The sequence below is a fragment of the Streptosporangium carneum genome, assembly GCF_027922005.1.
GTDB classification, from domain to species: Bacteria; Actinomycetota; Actinomycetes; order Streptosporangiales; family Streptosporangiaceae; genus Streptosporangium; species Streptosporangium carneum.
Genome location: NZ_BSEV01000019.1, coordinates 114,677 through 133,070 on the forward strand (window position 1 = coordinate 114,677; position 18,394 = coordinate 133,070).

An 18,394-nucleotide genomic window follows, 5' to 3' on the forward strand; every position below is an offset into this window, starting at 1 on the left:
GCACCGACCGCGGGACATGTGAGAATCGCCAGAAGCGACGACGTGTACGCCAGAACCCGGCGACGAGTTCGGCCGGGTTCCCCGGGAGGCCGCCCGTGACCCATGACGTCTTCAACCAGGTTCCCCCGCTCACCGGCCACGACGTGTCCGCCGACCCCGCGCTCCTGTCCGGCGTGGCACGCGAGGGCGCGGGCTGGGCCGCGGGGGAGCTGCGCGGGCTCGGCGCTCTCGCGGGCTCGGAGCAGGCCGGGGAGTGGGGACGGCTGGCCAACGAGCACCCACCGGTCCTGCGCACCCATGACCGCCACGGCAACCGGATCGACGAGGTGGAGTTCCACCCCGCCTGGCACGAGCTGATGACCGTCGCGGTCGAGAACGGCCTGCACGCCGCCCCGTGGTCGAGCGCCAGGCCCGGCGCGCACGTGGCGCGCGCGGCCGGGTTCTACGTCTGGAGCCAGGTCGAGGCCGGGCACGGCTGCCCGATCTCCATGACCTACGCCTCCGTCGCGGCGCTGCGGCACGACGCCGCGCTCGCCGCCGAGTGGGAGCCCCTGCTGACGTCCAGGAGCTACGACTTCGGGCTGCGTCCGCCGCCGGGCAAGCGCGGGGTGCTCGCCGGGATGGCGATGACCGAGAAACAGGGCGGCTCCGACGTCCGCGCGGGCACCACGAGAGCCGAACGGCTCGACGACGGGACCTATGCCCTGACCGGTCACAAGTGGTTCAACTCCGCGCCGATGTGCGATGTTTTCCTGGTGCTCGCCCAGGCGCCGGGAGGCCTTTCGTGCTTCCTGCTGCCCCGTGTCCTGCCCGACGGGACCCGCAACGCCATGCGCCTGATGCGGCTGAAGGACAAGCTGGGCAACAGGTCGAACGCCAGCGCCGAGGTGGAGTACGACGGAGCGGTCGCCTGGCTGGTCGGCGAGGAGGGCGCAGGGGTGCGGACCATCCTGGAGATGGTCAACCTGACCCGTCTCGACTGCGTGATCGGCTCCGCGGCCGGAATGAGGTACGGCGTGACGCGGGCCGTGCACCACGCGACGCACCGCGCCGCCTTCGGCAGGAAACTGATCGACCAGCCGCTGATGCGCAACGTCCTGGCGGACCTGGCCCTGGAGTCGGAGGCCGCGACCACGCTGATGACGAGGCTCGCCGGGGCCACCGACCGGGCCGTGGCCGGAGACCGCGCGGAGAGCGCGCTGCGCCGTACCGCGCTGGCCGTCGGCAAGTACTGGGTGTGCAAGCGCGCCCCCGCGCACACGGCCGAGGCTCTGGAGTGCCTGGGCGGCAACGGCTACGTCGAGGAGTCACAGATGCCCCGGCTGCTGCGTGAGTCGCCGCTCAACGGCATCTGGGAGGGCTCGGGGAACGTGGCGGCGCTGGACGTGCTGCGCGCCCTGGGGCGCGAACCGGAGACCCTGGAGGCGTTCTTCGCCGAGGTCGCGCTCGCCGCGGGGGCGGACCGGCGCCTGGACGACGCCGCGGAACGGCTGCGCGCCTCACTCGGCGACCCCGCCGACCTCGAGACCCGCGCCCGCAGGATCGCCGAGGACATGGCCCTCGTCCTGCAGGGTTCCCTGCTCGTACGGCTGGCTCCCCCCGCCGTCGCCGACGCCTTCTGCGCCTCCCGCCTCTCCGGTGAGGCGGGCCGGGCCTTCGGCACCCTGCCTCCGGGGCTCGATCTCGACGCCGTCGTCGAGCGGGCCGTCATCTGACCCATCCGTGGCGTCTTTGGTGGTAGGCGGCGACGGCCGCGGCGGCCTGGACGTCGTCGGCCAGCAGCCGGGTGAGCCGGTCCACCCTGCGGCTGGCGCACAGGGCGTAGGTCTCGGCCCACCACTCGGACGAGCAGTCGCGGTAGCGGTCCAGGGCGAGCAGGGGGCGGCAGAAGTTCATGATCCGCCGCCATTCCGGGGTCTGGTCCATCTCGTCCAGGTCGCACAGCACGTGCCCGATCATGTGGTGGACCAGCGCGCCCGAGGAGTGCGCCCCGCCCGAGATGACGATCGTGCGCCCCACGTGGATCCCGGCCGAGTCCGCCGCCACCCGCGCGTCGCAGGAGTCGTCGGGCTCCGGCGGCTCGGGCAGGACGTCGGCGCCGAGCCAGATCCCGTCGAGATCCTCGGCGAGCCGGGTCGCCAGGTGGACGGGCAGGCCCGCCAGCTCGTCCACCGCGGCCACCAGCTCCCGCCGCGGCGGGCCCGACCAACGCCGGTGGATCACCCGCTCCAGCACGCCGCAGTCGCGTGTGCCGTCCCGCGGCAGCGGCTCGCGGTGTCCTGTGCGGGTCGATGGGGGGGTCCTCATCCGAAGCGCTCCGTCCTGACAAAGAAACGTTCTCCGGTGGTAAACGTCCGTCGCGGCGGCGTTCATTACATGCGGACACGCGGATATTCATTGATCCGGCGAGGCAAAGAAAGCGATCTCTCGCCGACGCGCACCGTATTCCCTGGTCTAATCTCGGCCCTCGAAAGGCGGCCGGGATCACGGTCGCCGCCAGTTTCCACGCAAAAGGATTAATCATGGTAATCGGCCTGAAAGGGCTGGGGACGGCGTGTTCAGCCCTCTCCTGGCTCCTGCCCGGCGCCCCCGCCTGTCCGGCTCCCGCCCCTCTCCCGCCCTCCACCGCGGCCCCTCCCCTCACCTCGACCGCGGATCCGCCCTCCCGCTGCGGGGCCGATGTCGCGCGGGCGATCACGGAGCAGCTCGCGAGGGCGCCGAAGGGACGGTTCGTCCCACCTGACACGCTTTCCTACGACGGCGGCGCCGAGGTCATCACGTTCCGGCCCCCGTCATGCGGCCCCGCCCGCCGACGCGTCGAACACGACTGCGACGAGGACGGCGTCCTCGACAACGCGGTGTGCCTCTACGACCGCCGGGCGTTCGAGGGGTCGCGGCAGGCCATCAAAGCGCCGGGAACGAGAAGGCTGAACGGGACCGGCATCATCATGTCCGTCAAGAATGAACGTCCCTTTGTTTTCTTCGTCAAGAGGAACAGGAACGACGGCGGGACCTGTTTCCCCCGCGAAGGGGGCTACGGCAACGTGAGCGGCGTCGGCGACCAGCGCTGGGTGAACGCCCATCCCAGCCTGCGTGAATGCCCTGTCCCCTGAACGGTCCCCTGAACGCCCCGTCCCCCTGAACGCCCGCACCGGGCACGGGCTTCGGGCGGGACGCCGTCGGACCGGCTCCCGCCCCAGCCCGGACCGGAAGGCCCCGTCCCCGGCGGGAAAGGCCCTCCCGGTCAGTGAGGCCCTCCCCGGTCAGTGAAGGCCCTCCCGGTCAGCGAAGGGTCCGCCCGAAAGGTCCTGGCCCGGTCAGGAGGTCCGCTCCACGCCGTCCACCCACCTGCCGGTGACGTAGGTCCGGTACTCCTCGACGACGGGGCGGGAGTCCCTCGGGCCGCCCGCCCCGGTGAGCCTGATCAGCTCGGTCGCCAGCAGGCCCCCCGTGGTGGAGCTGACGACGAACACCCCCAGCAGCGGCCCGTCCTCGAACCCGAAGGCCTGACCCTGCCTGCCGCCGCGGTCCCTGATCCGCCCGAGCGACCTGAGGTCGTCCTGGGGCGCGAGGACCCGCCACAGCGCGGCCGAGAGCGCGGGCTCGACCACGTCGTAGGAGTGCAGGTTCTCCACCGCCCTGACCAGGCGGCGCGTCCGCGTCATGGCGGTCTGCGGTTCGCTGTCGAGCAACTGCCCGCGAAGCTCGGACGTGGAGCGCGACAGCGACGCCGCCCTGGGCTGCAGGTCCGCCACGCTGCCCGCGGCCCGGTCACGCGTGGGAAGGACGAGCTCCCCGCCGGTCGGGGCGCCGGTCGAGACGCCCGCCCAGCCGCCGCCCCCGAACGGCCTGCCCGCCGTCCTCGTCCTGAGGTAGGTCCCCCCGCCGCTCGCCGGAGTCCAGCGCCGGACGACCCACGGCACGATCCGCGAGGTCGTGCCGTCCTGCGCCACACTGGCCGCCAGCAGCCACTCCTCTGTCACGACGTAGCTCCACGGGCCCGTCACGGGGCGGGGGCGACTCGCGGCGAGCGCGGCCAGCTCCAGCAGCGCCGGGGCGGCCTGCGGGAAGGACGCCATGGGACGCGGAGGGTCCCGCAGGGGCTCGGTGCTCGAGATGCGCGTGATCCTCGCGAGGTCCTCGGTGATCCGCGGGCTCGCCGGCCCCGCGGGGGCGGCCGGCGCGGCCTCCGCGGGCGGTCTCGGCCGTGCCCCCTGGGGGACCTGCTGGGAGACCGTCACCGCGACGGCGGCCCCCAGGACGGCGACGGCCAAGGCGGGCCTCCTGGCGCGGGGCCGCCGCGGGGGGCCGCCGCGCAGAATCCGCCGCAGGACCTCCTCCTGCCGCGCCCCGCCCATCTTCTCCCGCACCTCGTGCGGCAGGACGGGGTTGTGCCGCGCCATGAGCTCGCGGATCTCGTCGCGTCCCCCGGCGCTCACCTGCCCGCCTCCTCGCACCACAGGCACATGCCGCGCAGTAGCTCGGCCAGCCGCATCCTGGCCCGGCACAGCCGCACCCTGACCGCGTTGGGCGTCAGGCCCAGGACCCTGCCGATCTCGTCGACCGCGAGGTCCTCCCAGTAGTGCAGGCGGAGGATCTCTCCGTCCTTGGGGCGCAGGCGCGCCATGGCCGTCTCCATCGCGGTCCTGACCTCTTCCTCGTCGTGTCCGTCACCGAGCGTCTCGGGCGGCAGCTGCCTCAGCAACGCCAGGAGGCGCTGCCTGCGCCCCTCGCCGCGCGTGGCGTTCCTCACATGGCCCCAGGCCACGCGGTACAGCCAGGCCACGACGGCCCGGTCGTCGCCCCTCGGGACCCTGTGCCTCTTGTGCCAGGCGGTCTGGAAGGTGGACGAGGCGATGTCGTCGGCTCCCCCGCAACCGACCCGGCGCGCGGCGTAGGCCCACACGGGTTCGTAGAAGGCGCGGAACATCCACTCGAACCACTTCTCCTCGTCCTCCTCCGACACGGCCGCCCCTTCCCCACCTGCCGTCATGTTTCTTACGTCCAGCACCAAGGGATGGATTACAGATCCGATGCGAACGGTCACGGAAAGTCATTCATGACTCACCTCGGGGACGGGGCCGGGCCGCAACCGCCCGGCGGCCCGGCCCGTGCGGGGGCGCGGACCAAAGGACGCTCCGAAGATGAGCGTCGTGATCTCGACGAGTAGGGTCGGTCATGGTTAACGCTTCGTGATCGAAAGGACATCGCCATGGCGACGACACGTACCGCGACGACTCAGTGGAAGGGCGCGCTCCTCACCGGATCGGGCACCGTCGAACTGAACTCGTCCGGGGTGGGCACGTTCGACGTGTCCTGGCCCTCCCGGGCCGAGCAGGCCAACGGCAAGACCTCGCCGGAGGAGCTCATCGCGGCGGCGCACTCCTCCTGCTTCTCGATGGCCCTGTCGCACGGCCTGGCCCAGGCGGGCACCCCGCCGCAGTCCCTGGAGACCAGGGCCGATGTGACCTTCCAGCCCGGCGAGGGCATCACCGGGATCGTCATCTCGGTCCGCGGCCAGGTCGAGGGCCTGTCCGCTGAGGAGTTCCAGCAGGCGGCGGAGACGGCCAAGGCCAACTGCCCGGTGAGCAAGGCGCTCGCGGGCACCACGATCAGCCTCAACGCCGAACTGGTGAGCTGATCACCGCCACCGCGTGACCGCGCCCGCCCCGGCACTCCGGGGCGGGCGTGAGCACGTGAACCGGGCCCCGCCCCTCCGCGGCGCCCGAACCCTCCCGACGCCGCCGCCATCCCCCGCCCACGGCCCCCACCCACGGCCCCTCCTCGGGGCGCCGCGGCGGCGCGGCGCGAACGGCCCCGTCTCCCCCTGTCCCCCACCCGATCCCCTACCTGCGCGGCCCCTCCGGCGGCGGGCCCGGACGATGGGAAGAGCCCGAAGCGACTCGGGTGAAAGCGACAAAAGCGCAGGTTAAAGCCTTACGGCCAGGCGTTCCACTCAGTGACCCACGGCGCATACACTCAGGCCACCCCGCTCTACCGGGCAGACCGTCCGAGAGACCGAGGCGCCCGGCCACGCCGTGCCCCCGGTCACGTCCCCCAGGCTGAGGGCCGCCCCGCCCGGTCGCGACCGATCAGCCGAGCAACAGCCGAAGAAGACCTGCACATCTCGTGATCCCCCGCCGCTCCCGCAGGAGAGGCCGGGCCAGTCCGACCATTCGTGTTCCCCCGCTCGCCAGGGTGACGTGACCGACGACACCCTGCACACGAGGGCCTAACTGAGGGAGAATAGGGCCACATGCGCGAAATCTGGCCGGGAGAGCCGTATCCACTCGGTGGCACCTGGGACGGCGTGGGCACCGGATTCTCGGTGTTCTCCGAGATCGCCGAGCGGGTGGAGCTCTGCCTTTTCGGGGACGACGGCCGCGAGGAGCGCGTCGACCTGCCCGAGGTCGACGGATTCGTCTGGCACGGCTACTTCCCCGGGGTCATGCCCGGCCAGCGGTACGGCTACCGCGTGCACGGCCCCTACGACCCCTCCCGCGGCTACCGGTGCAACCCCTCCAAGCTGTTGCTCGACCCCTACGCCAAGGCCGTCGAGGGCGGCCTGACGTGGAACGAGTCGCTGTTCTCCTATCCGTTCACCAACCCGTCCAGCCGCAACGACGACGACAGCGCCCCCTTCATGCCGAAGAACGTGGTGGTCAACCCGTTCTTCGACTGGGGGAACGACCGGCCGCCCCGCACGCCGTACCACCAGACCGTGATCTACGAGGCGCACGTGCGCGGGCTCACCATGCGCCACCCCGCGGTGCCGCCGGAGCAGCGCGGCACCTACGCGGGCCTGGCCCACCCCGCGGTCATCGACCACCTGCTGAGCCTGGGCGTCACCGCGGTCGAGCTGATGCCGGTGCACCAGTTCGTGCCGGAGCACGCGATGGTCGCCCGCGGGCTGACGAACTACTGGGGCTACAACACGATCGCCTACCTGGCCCCGCACGCCGCCTACTCCAGCTCGGGGCAGCGCGGTGAGCAGGTGCTGGAGTTCAAGGCGATGGTGCGGGCGCTGCACGACGCCGGGATCGAGGTCATCCTCGACGTGGTCTACAACCACACGGCCGAGGGCGACCACATGGGGCCGACGCTGGGCTTCCGCGGCATCGACAACGCGGCCTACTACCGCCTCCACGACGGCGACCGGCGCTACTACCTCGACTACACCGGCTGCGGGAACTCCCTCAACGTCCGTTCGCCGCACGCGCTGCAGCTCATCATGGACTCCCTGCGCTACTGGGTCCTGGAGATGCACGTCGACGGCTTCCGGTTCGACCTGGCCTCGGCCCTCGCCCGCGAGCTGCACGACGTCGACCGGCTGAGCGCGTTCTTCGACCTGATCCAGCAGGACCCGGTCATCTCCCAGGCGAAGCTGATCGCCGAGCCGTGGGACGTGGGCCCCGGCGGCTACCAGGTCGGCAACTTCCCGCCGCTGTGGACGGAGTGGAACGGCAAGTACCGCGACAGCGTGCGCGACTTCTGGCGCGGAAACGGCTCCGCGCTGCCGGAGTTCGCCTCCAGGCTGACCGGTTCCGCCGACCTCTACGCCACCTCGGGACGCCGCCCCGTCGCCTCCATCAACTTCGTCACCTGCCACGACGGGTTCACCCTCACCGACCTGGTCTCCTACGACCGCAAGCACAACGAGGCCAACGGGGAGGACAACCGCGACGGCACCGACGACAACCGGTCGTGGAACTGCGGCGCGGAGGGGCCGACGCAGGACCAGGAGATCGCCCGTCTGCGCCGACGCCAGCGCCGCAACCTCCTGGCCACGCTGTTCCTCTCCCAGGGCGTGCCGATGCTGCTGGCGGGCGACGAGTTCGGCAGGACCCAGGGCGGCAACAACAACGCCTACTGCCAGGACAACGAGATCTCCTGGGTCGACTGGTCGCTCGCCGGGAGCGAGAAGGAGCTGCTGGACTTCCTCAGAAGCCTGTCCGAGCTGCGGCGCGCGCACCCGGTCTTCCAGCGGCGCAGGTTCTTCCACGGCCGCAAGGCCGATGACGGCACCCGCGACATCGTCTGGTTCACCCCGTCGGGCGAGGAGATGTCGGCCTCCGACTGGCACACCGGCTACGCCAAGTCCCTGACCGTCTTCCTGAACGGCTCCGCCATCACCGAACCGGGCACGCGCGGCGAGCCGATCGTCGACGACTCGTTCCTGCTGCTGATCAACGGCCACCATGAGGACATGACCTTCACGGTCCCCGACGCGAAGTACGGCACGCGCTGGCAGAGCGTGCTGGACACCGCCGAGGAGAGCCAGGGGACGGCGCCCCCCGAGGAGGTCTGGTCGCAGGAGTCCAAGGTCGCGGTGACCTCGCGCTCCGTGCGGATCCTGCGCTGCGAGCGAAGGTAGGGCTACAGGCCGTTCGCGACGGCGGCGGTGAGCAGCACCAGGACGAAGGTGGCCACTCCCGCCACGCCGTGCAGCACCACGGCGACGAGCGGGAAGCGCTGCTCGGCGCCGCGCGCGTGACGGCCCCCGCCCAGCCAGCGGGTGAACATGGTGAAGCCCAGCAGCGCGGACGCCGCGAGCACCCCGAACGCCAGCCAGGCGAAGGTCCGGTCCAGGGTGAGCACGTAGGCGATCCAGCAGCCCAGCGCGGAGACCGCGAGCGTGGGATGGGCGAAGACCAGCGCGGCGGGAAAGCGGGTGACCTTCGTCGCCTGCTGGCGCAGGCCTCCGCCGGAGAGCCACAGGTACAGCAGGTAGACCCCGAGCACCGCGGTGATCAACCACGTCACGATCGCGACCAGCCCCACACAGCCTCCCCGGTCTCGTTGAACGCATCATGTATCGGGAGCCGCCCGAAGTCACCGGAAGCGTCGAATCCGTTATCGTCCGCGTCGGGAACGCTCCCACCTGCCCCTCGCGAGTGGAGGACGGGACCGGAAACGCTCTCCCTCACCCCTCACCCCTCGCCGCGGACGGGACAGGGCCGGGGCGGGGGCGGGGGCGGGCGGGGCGGGAAACGCCGTCCGCGTCCTCTCCGTGCCGCGCCGGGGGGCGACGGGACGGCTCGGGGAGCCCCCGGAGCTCCACACCTGGAGGGCCGCCCGTGCGCCTGTGCCAAGGTAGGAGGATGCGCCTCATTCATCCCACCGCCTCGGACGACGTCGATCTCGCGCGCGCCTACGCCTATCCCGCGGAGCGGTGCGTCCGGCTCAACATGGTGGCCAGCGCCGACGGCGGGACCTGGCTGAAGGGGCTGTCCGGAGGCCTGTCCGGCAGCGGCGACCGGCGGGTCTTCGGGGTGCTGCGCGGACAGGCCGACGTCATCCTGGCGGGGGCGGCGACGGTCAGGGCCGAGGGGTACGGCCCGGCGAGGCCGAGGGAGTCGTGGCGCGAGCTGCGGCGGGGACGCCCCGCCGCGCCCGCGGTGGCGGTGCTCACCCGGCGGCTCGACCTTGACCTGACCGGCCCGCTGTTCGCCGAGGCCGCGCCGGACGCCAGGACGATCGTCGTCACCTGCGACGCCGCGCCCCGCGACCGGCGCGAGGAGGCCGCCAGGCACGCCGAGGTGATCGTGGCCGGGGACGACCGGGTGGACCTGGCCGCGGCGGTCGGGGAGCTCGCCGGACGCGGCCTCGGGCGGGTGCTGTGCGAGGGCGGCCCGAAGGTCAACGCCCAGCTCGCCGCGGCGGGCCTGGTCGACGAGCTCTGTCTCACGGTCAGCCCGCTCCTGATCGGGGGCGACGCCGCGCGGGTGTTCGACGGCCCCGAATCGCTCACTCCTCTGCGCCTGGCCCACGTCATGGAGGAGGACGGGTTCCTGTTCACCAGATATGTCAGAGGCACCCGATAGACATGTCGGGGTAACCTCCGACGCACGCCCGAGGAGCGGGATGAACCTGCCACTGGAGCCACCGATCGCGCCGATGCTGGCCAGACCCGTCAAGGGTCTGCCGCCCCAGGACGGCACCCTGCTGTACGAACCGAAATGGGATGGTTTCCGGTGCATCGTCTTCCGGGACGGAGACGAGGTGTACCTCGGCAGCCGCAACGAGCGGCCGTTCACCCGTTACTTCCCCGAGCTGGTCGAGGCCGTGCGGGCCGAGCTGCCCGACCGGGTCGTGGTCGACGGGGAGATCGTGGTCCGCGACGGCCAGACGCTCGACTTCGAGGCACTGCAGCAGCGCATCCATCCCGCGGCCTCCCGGGTGAGGCTGCTGGCCGAGCAGACGCCCGCGTCGTTCGTCGCCTTCGACCTGCTGGCCCTGGGCGACGACTCCCTGATGGACGTCCCCTTCTCCGAGCGCCGCGCGAGGCTGGAGACGATCTTCGGCGACGCGGGCCACGGCGTGCGGCTGACGCCGGTGACCGCCTCGCAGGAGCAGGCGGCCGAGTGGTTCGAGACGTTCGAGGGCGCGGGGCTGGACGGCGTCGTGGTCAAGCCCGGCGGGCTGCCGTACCAGCCGGACAAGCGGGTGATGTTCAAGGTCAAGCACGAGCGCACCGCGGACGCGGTGGTCGCCGGCTACCGTGAGCACAAGTCGGGCCCGGTGGTCGGCTCCCTGCTCCTGGGCCTGTACGACTCGGAGGGCAGGCTCAACCACGTCGGCGTCGCGGCGTCGTTCCCCATGAAGCGCAGGGCGGATCTGATCGGGGAGCTCGCGCCGTACGTGAGCGAGGACGGCCACCCCTGGACCGCCGAGTCGCTGCCCGGCGCGATCTCGAAGTGGAGCGCGACCAAGGACCTGTCCTTCGTGCCCCTGCGCCCCGAGCTGGTGATCGAGGTGGCCTACGACCACATGGAGGGCCTGAGGTTCCGGCACACCGCCCAGTTCCGCCGCTGGCGCCCCGACCGCGCTCCCGAGTCGTGCACCTACGAGCAGCTGGAGCGGCCCGTCTCCTACGCCCTGGACGACATCCTGGCCCACTGAGGCGGCGTTCGCACGCGCGCCGGAAGCGGCGTTCGCGTGGACATGGGGCTCCAGGGGCGATATATCTCGTCCATGGGACGATCACCCTCCCCCGACGACGAGCTTCGAGCCGCCGTCGAGGCCCGCCGCGAGCTCGGCCCCGAATTCGAAGACTCCCTCGTCGAGGGTTTCCTGGAGAAGATGAACCATGAGATCGACAGGCGGGTCGACGAGCGCGTGGCCGCCCGCACGGGCAGGAACAGCCCTGCGGCCAAGCCCGCCGACGCGGGCCAGCGGCTGGCCCTGGCGATCATCTCCCTCTCGCTCGGCGTGCCGGGCACGGTGGGACTGGCCTTCGCCGACCTGGGCACCGCCCTGGTGTTCGTGCTCGTGCCCCTGTGGATCGGGATCGTCGGGGTGAACGCCACCTTCAACGGCAACAGGTCCGACCAGCCCAACCGGCACGACTGACCCTCCGGCGCTCCCCCGCCGGGAGGACGCACGGCCCCTCGGCCCCGAACCGAGCCGGCGGGGAGCAGCCGGCGAACGTGCCTCGGCGACCACGGCCGCGAAACGGGCCGGACCACCACGCCACGCCCAAATTACCTATTTAATCTGTAGGAATAGTAGATTATTATGGGCCGGGTGTCGGGTTCTTCAACGGTCGCCGTCGTGGGCGGCGGCGCCAGTGGCGCTCTGACGGCGGTTCATCTGCTCCGCCGCGCGCGGACGTGCGGGACGGCGCTGGAGGTGGCGCTGATCGATCAGCACGGGCGGCATGCGACGGGGCAGGCGTACTCCACGACGGATCCGCACCACCTCCTCAACGCCCGCGCCGACAGGATGAGCGCGCTGGAGGACGACCCCGGCCATCTGCTGAGGTGGGCCCGCGAGAACGGGCTGGAGGCGACCGGCTCCGACTTCCTGCCACGCGAGGCCTACGGACGCTACCTGCGTCACGTCCTGGAGACCGCTCAGGCCCAGGCGTCGCCGGGCCGGCGGGTGACCCGGGTGACCGGCACGGTGCGCGCCCTCACCCAGCGGGGGCATGACCGCCCCGTGCGGGTTCGCCTGGCGGACGGACGGGAGATCGACGCCGACGCCGTCGTGCTGGCCACGGGCAATCCCGCCACGGCGGCACGGCCGCCTCTCGCGGACGGGGCGGAAACCCGTTACGTCGCCGACCCCTGGGCGCCGGGCGCGCTGGCCGGGATCGGCGACGGCGCGGCGGTGCTCGTGATGGGCACCGGCCTGACCATGGTGGACATCGCGGTCACCGTGACACGCGCCTTTCCGGAGACGACGGTCTACGCGGTGTCACGGCGCGGCCTGCTGCCCCGGCGGCACCGATGTCCCTTCCCGCCTCCCGTCGACGTCCCGCTGGCGGACGGCCCGCTGCGGCTCGCCGGCCTGCTGCGCGACGTCCGCGCCGCCGTCAGGGACAACGGCGGCGACTGGCGCGGCGTGGTCGACGGCCTGCGACCGCGCGTCCCCGATCTGTGGGCGCGGCTCAGCGTCGACGACCAGCGGCGGTTCCTGAACCTCGCGGCCCGCTACTGGGAGGTCCACCGGCACCGGATTCCTCCCGCGACCGCCTCCCGCGTCGCGGAACTGCGGGCCACGGGCCGCCTGCGGGTGCTTCGCGGCCAGGTGAGCGCCGCCGCGCCCGGCCCCGGCGGCCTGGCCGTCCGGGTGGGCGGCGAGGACGCCGTCGGGGAACTCCACGTCGGCTGGCTGGTCAACGGCACCGGCCCCGCCTCCGTCACGCGCGACCCCTTCCTGGCCCGCCTGTTCGCCGACGGCCTCGCCAGGCCCGACCCGCTGCGGCTCGGCCTGGACGCCGACGCCGGCGGATCGGTCCTGGACGCCTCGGGGCGGCCGAACCCCCGGATCTTCACGCTGGGGCCGCCGCTTCGCGGGAAACGGTACGAGACCACCGCCATCCCGGAGATCCGCGCGCAGGCCGCCGCCCTGGCCCCGCGTCTCGTCGAGGTGATCGCCTCCGGCGCTCCCGCTCCCCTCGAGCGGGGCGACGGCCGCTACCCGTCCGCCGCGTCGCGCGCCTTGCTGGGCTGAACCCGCTTCGGCTCGCCGGGCATCTTCGGGTAGTTCGGCGGATAGGGCAGGTCCTCGGCCCCCTCGCGCTCGAAGCGCTCCAGCAGGGGCTCGATCGAGAAGGCCCGCTCGTCGATCGCGGCGTGCACGTCGCCCAGCGCGGCGAACCGGGCGGGGACCGTACGGATGTCGAAGTCGCGCGGGTCGACGTCCGCCAGCTCGTCCCAGGCGACGGGGGTCGAGACAGGGGCGTTCGGCTTGGCCCGCACCGAGTAGGCGGCGGCCAGGGTCCGGTCGCGGGCGTTCTGGTTGTAGTCGAGGAAGATCCGCTCCCCTCGCTCCTCCTTCCACCACGCGGTGGTCGCCAGATGGGGCACGCGGCGCTCGACCTCCCTGGCGAAGGCGATCCCCGCGTGACGCACCTGGATGAAGTCCCAGCGCGGCTCGATCCGGACGGCGACGTGGATGCCCCGCCCTCCCGAGGTCTTGGGGAAGCCCGTCATGCCGAGCTCCTGGAGGAGCTCGCGGACCACGAAGGCCACCTCCCGCGCCTCCTTGAAGCCGGTCCCCGGCTGCGGGTCGATGTCGACGCGCAGCTCGTCGGGGTGCTCGACGTCGGAGGAGCGGACCTGCCAGGGGTGGAAGTCGATGGTCCCCAGATTCGCGCAGTAGGCGACGGCGGCGATCTCGGTCACGTTGAGCGCGTCGGCGGTGCGGCCGCTGGGAAAGCGGACCGTGGCCGTCCGCACCCACTCGGGCCGCTTGGCGGGCATGCGCTTCTGGTAGATCTCCTCCCCCTCGATCCCGTCGGGGTAACGCCGGAGATGGGCGGGACGGTCGTACAGCGCGCGCAGGATGCCGTCCCCCACGCTCACGTAGTACTCGACCAGCTCGCGCTTGGTCACTCCGATCTCAGGAAAGTAGATCTTGTCGGGATTGGTGACCTTGACCACTCTGTCCCCGACCGTGAGTTCTGTATACGGCGACGCCATACGTCCGACCGTACCCCTGCCGGACCTGTCCGCGGCGGAACCGTGTGGGTGGGTCCGCCCCGGAGCCGCCACGGCGGCGGGACCGGGCACTCAACGGGACGGACCGCATGATCACCCGTCTAGCTCTCCGGTTCCGGGCGCTGGCGCGCCACCCGGCCGGCGGCGTTTGCAACCGTCCAGTTGATCCTTGGACGGCCGACAGATGATCTCACCCTCAACAGGAAGGCGAAACACCCCCCACGTATGTAAAGACGTCAAAACGGGCATCAATGGATGCTTCGCCCTCAAGATTTTTACCAGCCGACCGGCTCACGACGTCGACGCGTGCCGCGCCGGGCCGGATCCGCGCCCGCCGGGACGGTCGCCCGTTCGGCCCCCCAGGGCCGTGTCACGGAGACCGGGCCCGCGCGGGGATCTCCGGCGGCGACCGAAACCCCCGGCGACGCCGGAGGACGCCACCGTGAGCGCATAGGCTTGAGTCATGGAAAAGGTGGTCAAGAGCGACGCCGAATGGCGCGTCCAGCTCTCTCCCGAGGAGTTCCACGTCCTCCGCCAGGCGGGCACCGAGCGCGCCTTCACCGGTGAGTACGTCGACACCAAGACCGAGGGCGTCTACAGCTGCCGGGCCTGCGGCGCCGAACTGTTCCGCTCCGACACCAAGTTCGACAGCCACTGCGGCTGGCCGAGCTTCTACGAGCCGTCGGAGTCCGACGCGGTGACCCTGATCGAGGACCGCTCGCTGGGCATGGTCAGGGTCGAGGTGCGGTGCGCCACCTGTGACTCCCACCTCGGCCACGTCTTCCACGGCGAGGGCTACGGCACCCCCACGGACGACCGTTACTGCATCAACTCCGTGTCCCTGCGACTGGAGCCGACCGAGTAGACGAACGGCCCCGAGCACCCCGGCCCCGCCGGGCCCCCTGATCGATCCGCGCCGGGCGATCCGCGCCGCGACACGCGGCGCGGGAGTGACAATCCGCCTCACGGAGGAGTGAGGACGCCCGGCCGCGGGGTAAAGCGACATCACGCGCAGTACGCGAGTGTCTCCGCAACGTGTTCTTGCTCAGGGAGCGGCCGTGCACCTCCGGCACAGGTGGGAGATCATCGAGGCGGTCGGCCGGGTGATCACCCAGCGCTGCAGAGTCTGCGGCAAGACCAGGGTCAGGGTGCTCTGATCCGGCCCGCCTCCGGCCAGGATGTCGCCTTCGCCTTTTCCTAGCCGAGAGACTCGACCGCCTCCAGGCCTGCGCGCTCGAGCGCCCCGCGCGCACGGGATCGGCCGCACCTGACCGGGTTTCCCCGCCGGTCTTCCAGAACCGGCTACTTTCCCTGTTTCGGATAGGTGAGGCGGCAGTCGGAGTCGCCGCGGCCGAGGATGTTGGCCAGGACGGGGTTGCCGTTCTCTCCGAACCTCGCCTGGACGAACACCACGGGATGAGGCTCGCCGAGCTCTCCGATGAGATAGTCGCGGCCCGTCTCACACAGCTTGAGAGCCTGCTTGGAGTTGCTCGCGGACTCCGGAAGGTCCGTGTATATCCGTAGATAGCCGCCGACTATGCGGATGTCCTTGAGCCGCTTGGTCGCCTTGCGGCCCACGAAGTAGGCCAGCGCCTTCCTGTCGGTGTGCTTGGACAGCCCCGAGGCCTTCGCCTCGTCTCCCCGCTTGCCCTTCTCGGGCGCGGTCTGCGCGTCCAGAGCCGTGTTCCCCTCCGTGCCCCCTTCGGCGGCCGCGGCCAGAGGCACGGGCACGACCGCCTGCGCCACCTCCTGCTGCTGCGTCGGCGCTCCCGTCCGGAACAGCGACCCGCCCAGCACCAGCAGCGCGACCGCCAGCGCGGCCACCCCCACCAGGACCTCGAGAAGACGTGTCCTGGCCCGCCTTCTGCGACTGCCCGCCCGCCTGATGGATCGTGCCAGCCCCTCGCCCGTCTCCACCCTCAGCCTCACATCGACAGGTGATTTTCCCCGAGTATTACAAACGCTTCACACGATCGCGAACGTTTCCCTAGACCGGCCCGGGCGTCGCCGCCTCCGGCGTCCCACCCGTCACAGAAGACGTCACAGAGGACGTCGCAGACAGGCTCGTCACCCTGGAGGACCGGCCCGCGAAGACCGGCGGGAGCGGCGCTCCCGCCGCGCGGACACCGGGTCCGCCACGGCGGGACACACGCTCGGACCCGCCGCCCGCGCCACGCGCGAAAGGACTACGGCAGCGAGGCGATCAGCTCGCTGACCGGCTTGCGGACGCCCGTGTAGAAGGGGATCTCCTCCCGGGTGTGCCGCCTGGCCTCCGCGCCCCGCAGGGTGCGCATGAGGTCGACGATGCGGTGCAACTCGTCGGCCTCGAAGGCGAGCATCCACTCGTAGTCGTTCAGGGCGAAGCAGGCGACGGTGTTCGCCCTGACGTCCGGGTAGTCGCGGGCCATCCTGCCGTGCTCGGCGAGCATGCGGCGGCGGTCGGCGTCGTCCAGGAGGTACCACTCCAGGGAGCGGACGAAGGGGTAGACGCTGACGTATCCGCGCGGCTCCTCCTCGGCGAGGAAGGCGGGGATGTGCGACTTGTTGAACTCGGCGGGGCGGTGCAGCGCCATGACCGACCAGACCGGCTCGGCCAGCCGCCCCAGCTCGGTGCGGCGGAAGCGGGAGTAGGTCTCCTGCAGGTCCTCGGCCGTCGGGGCGTGCCACCAGAACATGAAGTCGGCGTCCGCGCGGAATCCGGCCACGTCGTAGAGACCGCGGGTGACCACGTCCTTCTCCGCGGCCTGGGCCAGGAGGTCCTCGACCTCGTCGGCCATGCCCTCGCGGTTGGCCGGGCAACGCTCGCGCAGTCTGAAGACCGACCACATCGTGTAGCGGATCACCTGGTTCAGGTCGCGTGCCTTCGGCCGCGGGTTCCCGTCCGTCGTCCTCACCCCTTCGTCAGCAAATCGTCTTTTCTCTGCCATTCTCCTGTGGGATCCAGGTGGTCCAGAATCCGGGCCGCCGCGGTGCGGGCGGTGGAGACGCAGGCGGGGATGCCGAGGCCGTCGTAGGCGGCCCCGCACACGGCCAGCCCCGGCTGCGGGGCGACGGCGGCGCGGATGCGGGCCACCCGGTCGAGATGGCCCACGTCGTACTGGGGCAGGGAGCCGCCCCAGCGGGTCACCCGGGAGTCGCGGGGCGGCCCGTGCACGCCCATGACGTCGGCCATCTCGGCCGTCGCCAGCGCGACGAGCTCGGAGTCCTCGCGCTGGAGCAGCGCCTCCTCGCCGAGCCTGCCGAGTGAGCAGCGCAACACGATCAGGTCGGGGTCGGCCTCCACCAGGTGCGGCCACTTGACCGAGCTGAACGTGGCGGCCTTGACCGGGCGTCGCTCGACGGGCGGGACCAGGTAGCCGCTGCCGGTCGGCGGCTTGGGGAAGGCCTCCCTGGGATAGGCGAGCGTGACGATGGCCATGCTGGCGTACTCGATCCTGGCCAGCTCGGCGGCCGCTCCGGGCACCTCGTTCGCGAGCAGGCGGCTCGCGGCGGGAGCGGGCACGGCCAGGACGACCGCGTCGGCCTCGATGATCTCGGGGTCGGGCACGGGGCCGGTCACCAGACGCCAGCCCGTCTCCGTACGGCTCAGCTCCCTGACGGTGACGCCAGTCCTGATCTCCGCGCCCGAGGCGGCGGCCACGGCGCTCGGCAGGGACCCCATGCCCTGGCGCAGCGTGGTGAAGACGGGCCCCGCGTCCTTGGGCGAGTCGGCGACGATCTCCCTCGCGGCGGTGAGCAGCGACCGCTCGGAACGCGCCGCCGCGGCGATCCCGGGCATCGTCGCGTCAAGCGACAGCCTGTCCGCCCGCCCGGCGTAGACGCCGCCGAGCATCGGCTCGATCAGGCGCTCGACCACCTCCTCGCCCATCCTCGCCCGGATGTAGGCGGCCACGGACACGTCGGTGGTGACGAGCGTGGCGGGCAGGATCTGGTCCAGCGGGACGCGCGCGAGGCCTGCCGGGCTGAGGATGCCGGACCTGGCCAGCGCGGCCAGGTCGGAGGGGACCCCCATGACCTGCCCTCCGGGCATGGGCCGCAGCGTTCCCCTGCTCAGGATGCCCGCTCGGGTGGTGCCGGGCAGGCGCAGCTCGTCGCCGAGGCCGACCATCCTGGCCAGGTCCTTGCCCTCGGGACGCCGCGCGAGCATGGCCTCGGCTCCGGCGTCGACCGGGATGCCCGCCACCTCGGAGGCGTGGAGCTTGCCGCCGATCCGCCGGGCGCCGTCGAGCACGGTCACCCGGACGCCCTCGCCGCCCCGCCTGAGGTACCACGCGGCCGCCAGGCCCGCTATCCCCCCGCCGACGACCACCACATGGCACCGGTTGCCTTCCATGACTCCTGACCGTACCGCCCCCCATGCCCGCCCGTGCGGCCCGCCACCCCGACACCCTGCGGCGCGCCTCGCCGCCCCGGGATCGGGCGGCGCGCAGAACGTGATTCCATCGTGA

The 18,394-nt window shown here is 71.9% G+C and carries 17 protein-coding genes; 9 read left to right on the forward strand and 8 right to left on the reverse strand.

All coding sequences use genetic code 11. The annotated features are described in order from the left end of the window. Window positions 1–95 precede the first annotated feature (95 nt). Complete coding sequence (locus PKF00_RS31130) at window positions 96–1,715, forward strand: isovaleryl-CoA dehydrogenase (RefSeq protein WP_271221253.1); 1,620 nt, start codon at window positions 96–98, stop codon at window positions 1,713–1,715. Here the strand turns inward: PKF00_RS31130 and PKF00_RS31135 are convergent. Then, window positions 1,708–2,307 (reverse strand): hypothetical protein, encoded by a 600-nt coding sequence (locus PKF00_RS31135; protein WP_271221254.1) that lies wholly within the window; start codon window positions 2,305–2,307, stop codon window positions 1,708–1,710. The two genes, PKF00_RS31130 and PKF00_RS31135, sit on opposite strands and share 8 nt — an antisense overlap. A gap of 215 nt (window positions 2,308–2,522) precedes the next feature. Between PKF00_RS31135 and PKF00_RS31140 the strand changes: the two genes are divergently transcribed. Further along, complete coding sequence (locus tag PKF00_RS31140; protein WP_271221255.1) at window positions 2,523–3,113, forward strand: hypothetical protein; 591 nt, start codon at window positions 2,523–2,525, stop codon at window positions 3,111–3,113. 204 nt (window positions 3,114–3,317) lie between these two features. Here PKF00_RS31140 and PKF00_RS31145 read toward each other — a convergent pair whose 3' ends face one another. Together PKF00_RS31145 and PKF00_RS31150 are read right to left on the reverse strand one after the other, a co-directional pair. Continuing rightward, a complete protein-coding gene (locus PKF00_RS31145) occupies window positions 3,318–4,439 on the reverse strand; it encodes a hypothetical protein (RefSeq protein ID WP_271221256.1) in 1,122 nt (373 codons plus the stop codon). Then, a complete protein-coding gene (locus PKF00_RS31150) occupies window positions 4,436–4,966 on the reverse strand; it encodes an RNA polymerase sigma factor (protein ID WP_271221257.1) in 531 nt (176 codons plus the stop codon). The genes PKF00_RS31145 and PKF00_RS31150 overlap by 4 nt, the downstream gene beginning before the upstream one ends. A gap of 246 nt (window positions 4,967–5,212) precedes the next feature. Between PKF00_RS31150 and PKF00_RS31155 the strand changes: the two genes are divergently transcribed. Both PKF00_RS31155 and glgX read left to right on the forward strand, forming a co-directional pair. After that, window positions 5,213–5,641, forward strand: coding sequence for an OsmC family peroxiredoxin (locus tag PKF00_RS31155; protein ID WP_271221258.1), 429 nt, complete (start codon window positions 5,213–5,215; stop codon window positions 5,639–5,641). A gap of 615 nt (window positions 5,642–6,256) precedes the next feature. Further along, window positions 6,257–8,374 carry a glycogen debranching protein GlgX gene (gene glgX / locus PKF00_RS31160; RefSeq protein WP_271221259.1) on the forward strand — a complete coding sequence of 706 codons (2,118 nt, stop codon included), beginning with the start codon at window positions 6,257–6,259 and terminating at the stop codon, window positions 8,372–8,374. 2 nt (window positions 8,375–8,376) lie between these two features. On the opposite strand, the gene PKF00_RS31165 is transcribed toward glgX, so the two are convergent. Next, entirely contained in the window at window positions 8,377–8,781 is a 405-nt protein-coding gene (locus tag PKF00_RS31165; protein WP_271221260.1) for a hypothetical protein, read from the reverse strand. A gap of 320 nt (window positions 8,782–9,101) precedes the next feature. Between PKF00_RS31165 and PKF00_RS31170 the strand changes: the two genes are divergently transcribed. The 4 genes from PKF00_RS31170 (at window position 9,102) to PKF00_RS31185 (ending at window position 12,957) form a co-directional block, all read left to right on the forward strand. Continuing rightward, a complete protein-coding gene (locus PKF00_RS31170; protein WP_271221261.1) occupies window positions 9,102–9,824 on the forward strand; it encodes a pyrimidine reductase family protein in 723 nt (240 codons plus the stop codon). Window positions 9,825–9,864: 40 nt separating this feature from the next. Next, a complete protein-coding gene (locus tag PKF00_RS31175) occupies window positions 9,865–10,902 on the forward strand; it encodes an ATP-dependent DNA ligase (protein ID WP_271221262.1) in 1,038 nt (345 codons plus the stop codon). 72 nt (window positions 10,903–10,974) lie between these two features. Continuing rightward, window positions 10,975–11,352: a hypothetical protein gene (locus PKF00_RS31180; RefSeq protein ID WP_271221263.1), complete on the forward strand. Its 378-nt coding sequence runs from the start codon at window positions 10,975–10,977 to the stop codon at window positions 11,350–11,352. Window positions 11,353–11,526: 174 nt separating this feature from the next. After that, a complete protein-coding gene (locus tag PKF00_RS31185; protein WP_271221264.1) occupies window positions 11,527–12,957 on the forward strand; it encodes an FAD/NAD(P)-binding protein in 1,431 nt (476 codons plus the stop codon). Here PKF00_RS31185 and ligD read toward each other — a convergent pair. Beyond that, the gene (ligD, locus tag PKF00_RS31190) at window positions 12,921–13,928 is read right to left on the reverse strand and encodes a non-homologous end-joining DNA ligase (RefSeq protein ID WP_271221265.1); all 1,008 of its coding nucleotides are present in this window, start codon (window positions 13,926–13,928) and stop codon (window positions 12,921–12,923) included. The genes PKF00_RS31185 and ligD overlap by 37 nt on opposite strands. Window positions 13,929–14,409: 481 nt before the next feature. Here ligD and msrB point away from each other — a divergent pair, with 481 nt between their 5' ends. Then, window positions 14,410–14,811, forward strand: a complete 402-nt coding sequence (msrB, locus tag PKF00_RS31195; RefSeq protein WP_271221266.1) for a peptide-methionine (R)-S-oxide reductase MsrB — start codon at window positions 14,410–14,412, stop codon at window positions 14,809–14,811. 437 nt (window positions 14,812–15,248) lie between these two features. On the opposite strand, the gene PKF00_RS31200 is transcribed toward msrB, so the two are convergent. The 3 genes from PKF00_RS31200 to hemG form a co-directional block, all read right to left on the reverse strand. Then, entirely contained in the window at window positions 15,249–15,875 is a 627-nt protein-coding gene (locus PKF00_RS31200; protein WP_271221267.1) for a beta/alpha barrel domain-containing protein, read from the reverse strand. A 257-nt stretch (window positions 15,876–16,132) separates the two neighbouring features. Next, the gene (gene hemQ / locus PKF00_RS31205) at window positions 16,133–16,774 is read right to left on the reverse strand and encodes a hydrogen peroxide-dependent heme synthase (RefSeq protein WP_271221313.1); all 642 of its coding nucleotides are present in this window, start codon (window positions 16,772–16,774) and stop codon (window positions 16,133–16,135) included. Window positions 16,775–16,836: 62 nt separating this feature from the next. Continuing rightward, the gene (gene hemG / locus PKF00_RS31210; protein WP_271221268.1) at window positions 16,837–18,279 is read right to left on the reverse strand and encodes a protoporphyrinogen oxidase; all 1,443 of its coding nucleotides are present in this window, start codon (window positions 18,277–18,279) and stop codon (window positions 16,837–16,839) included. Between the last annotated feature and the right edge of the window lie 115 nt (window positions 18,280–18,394).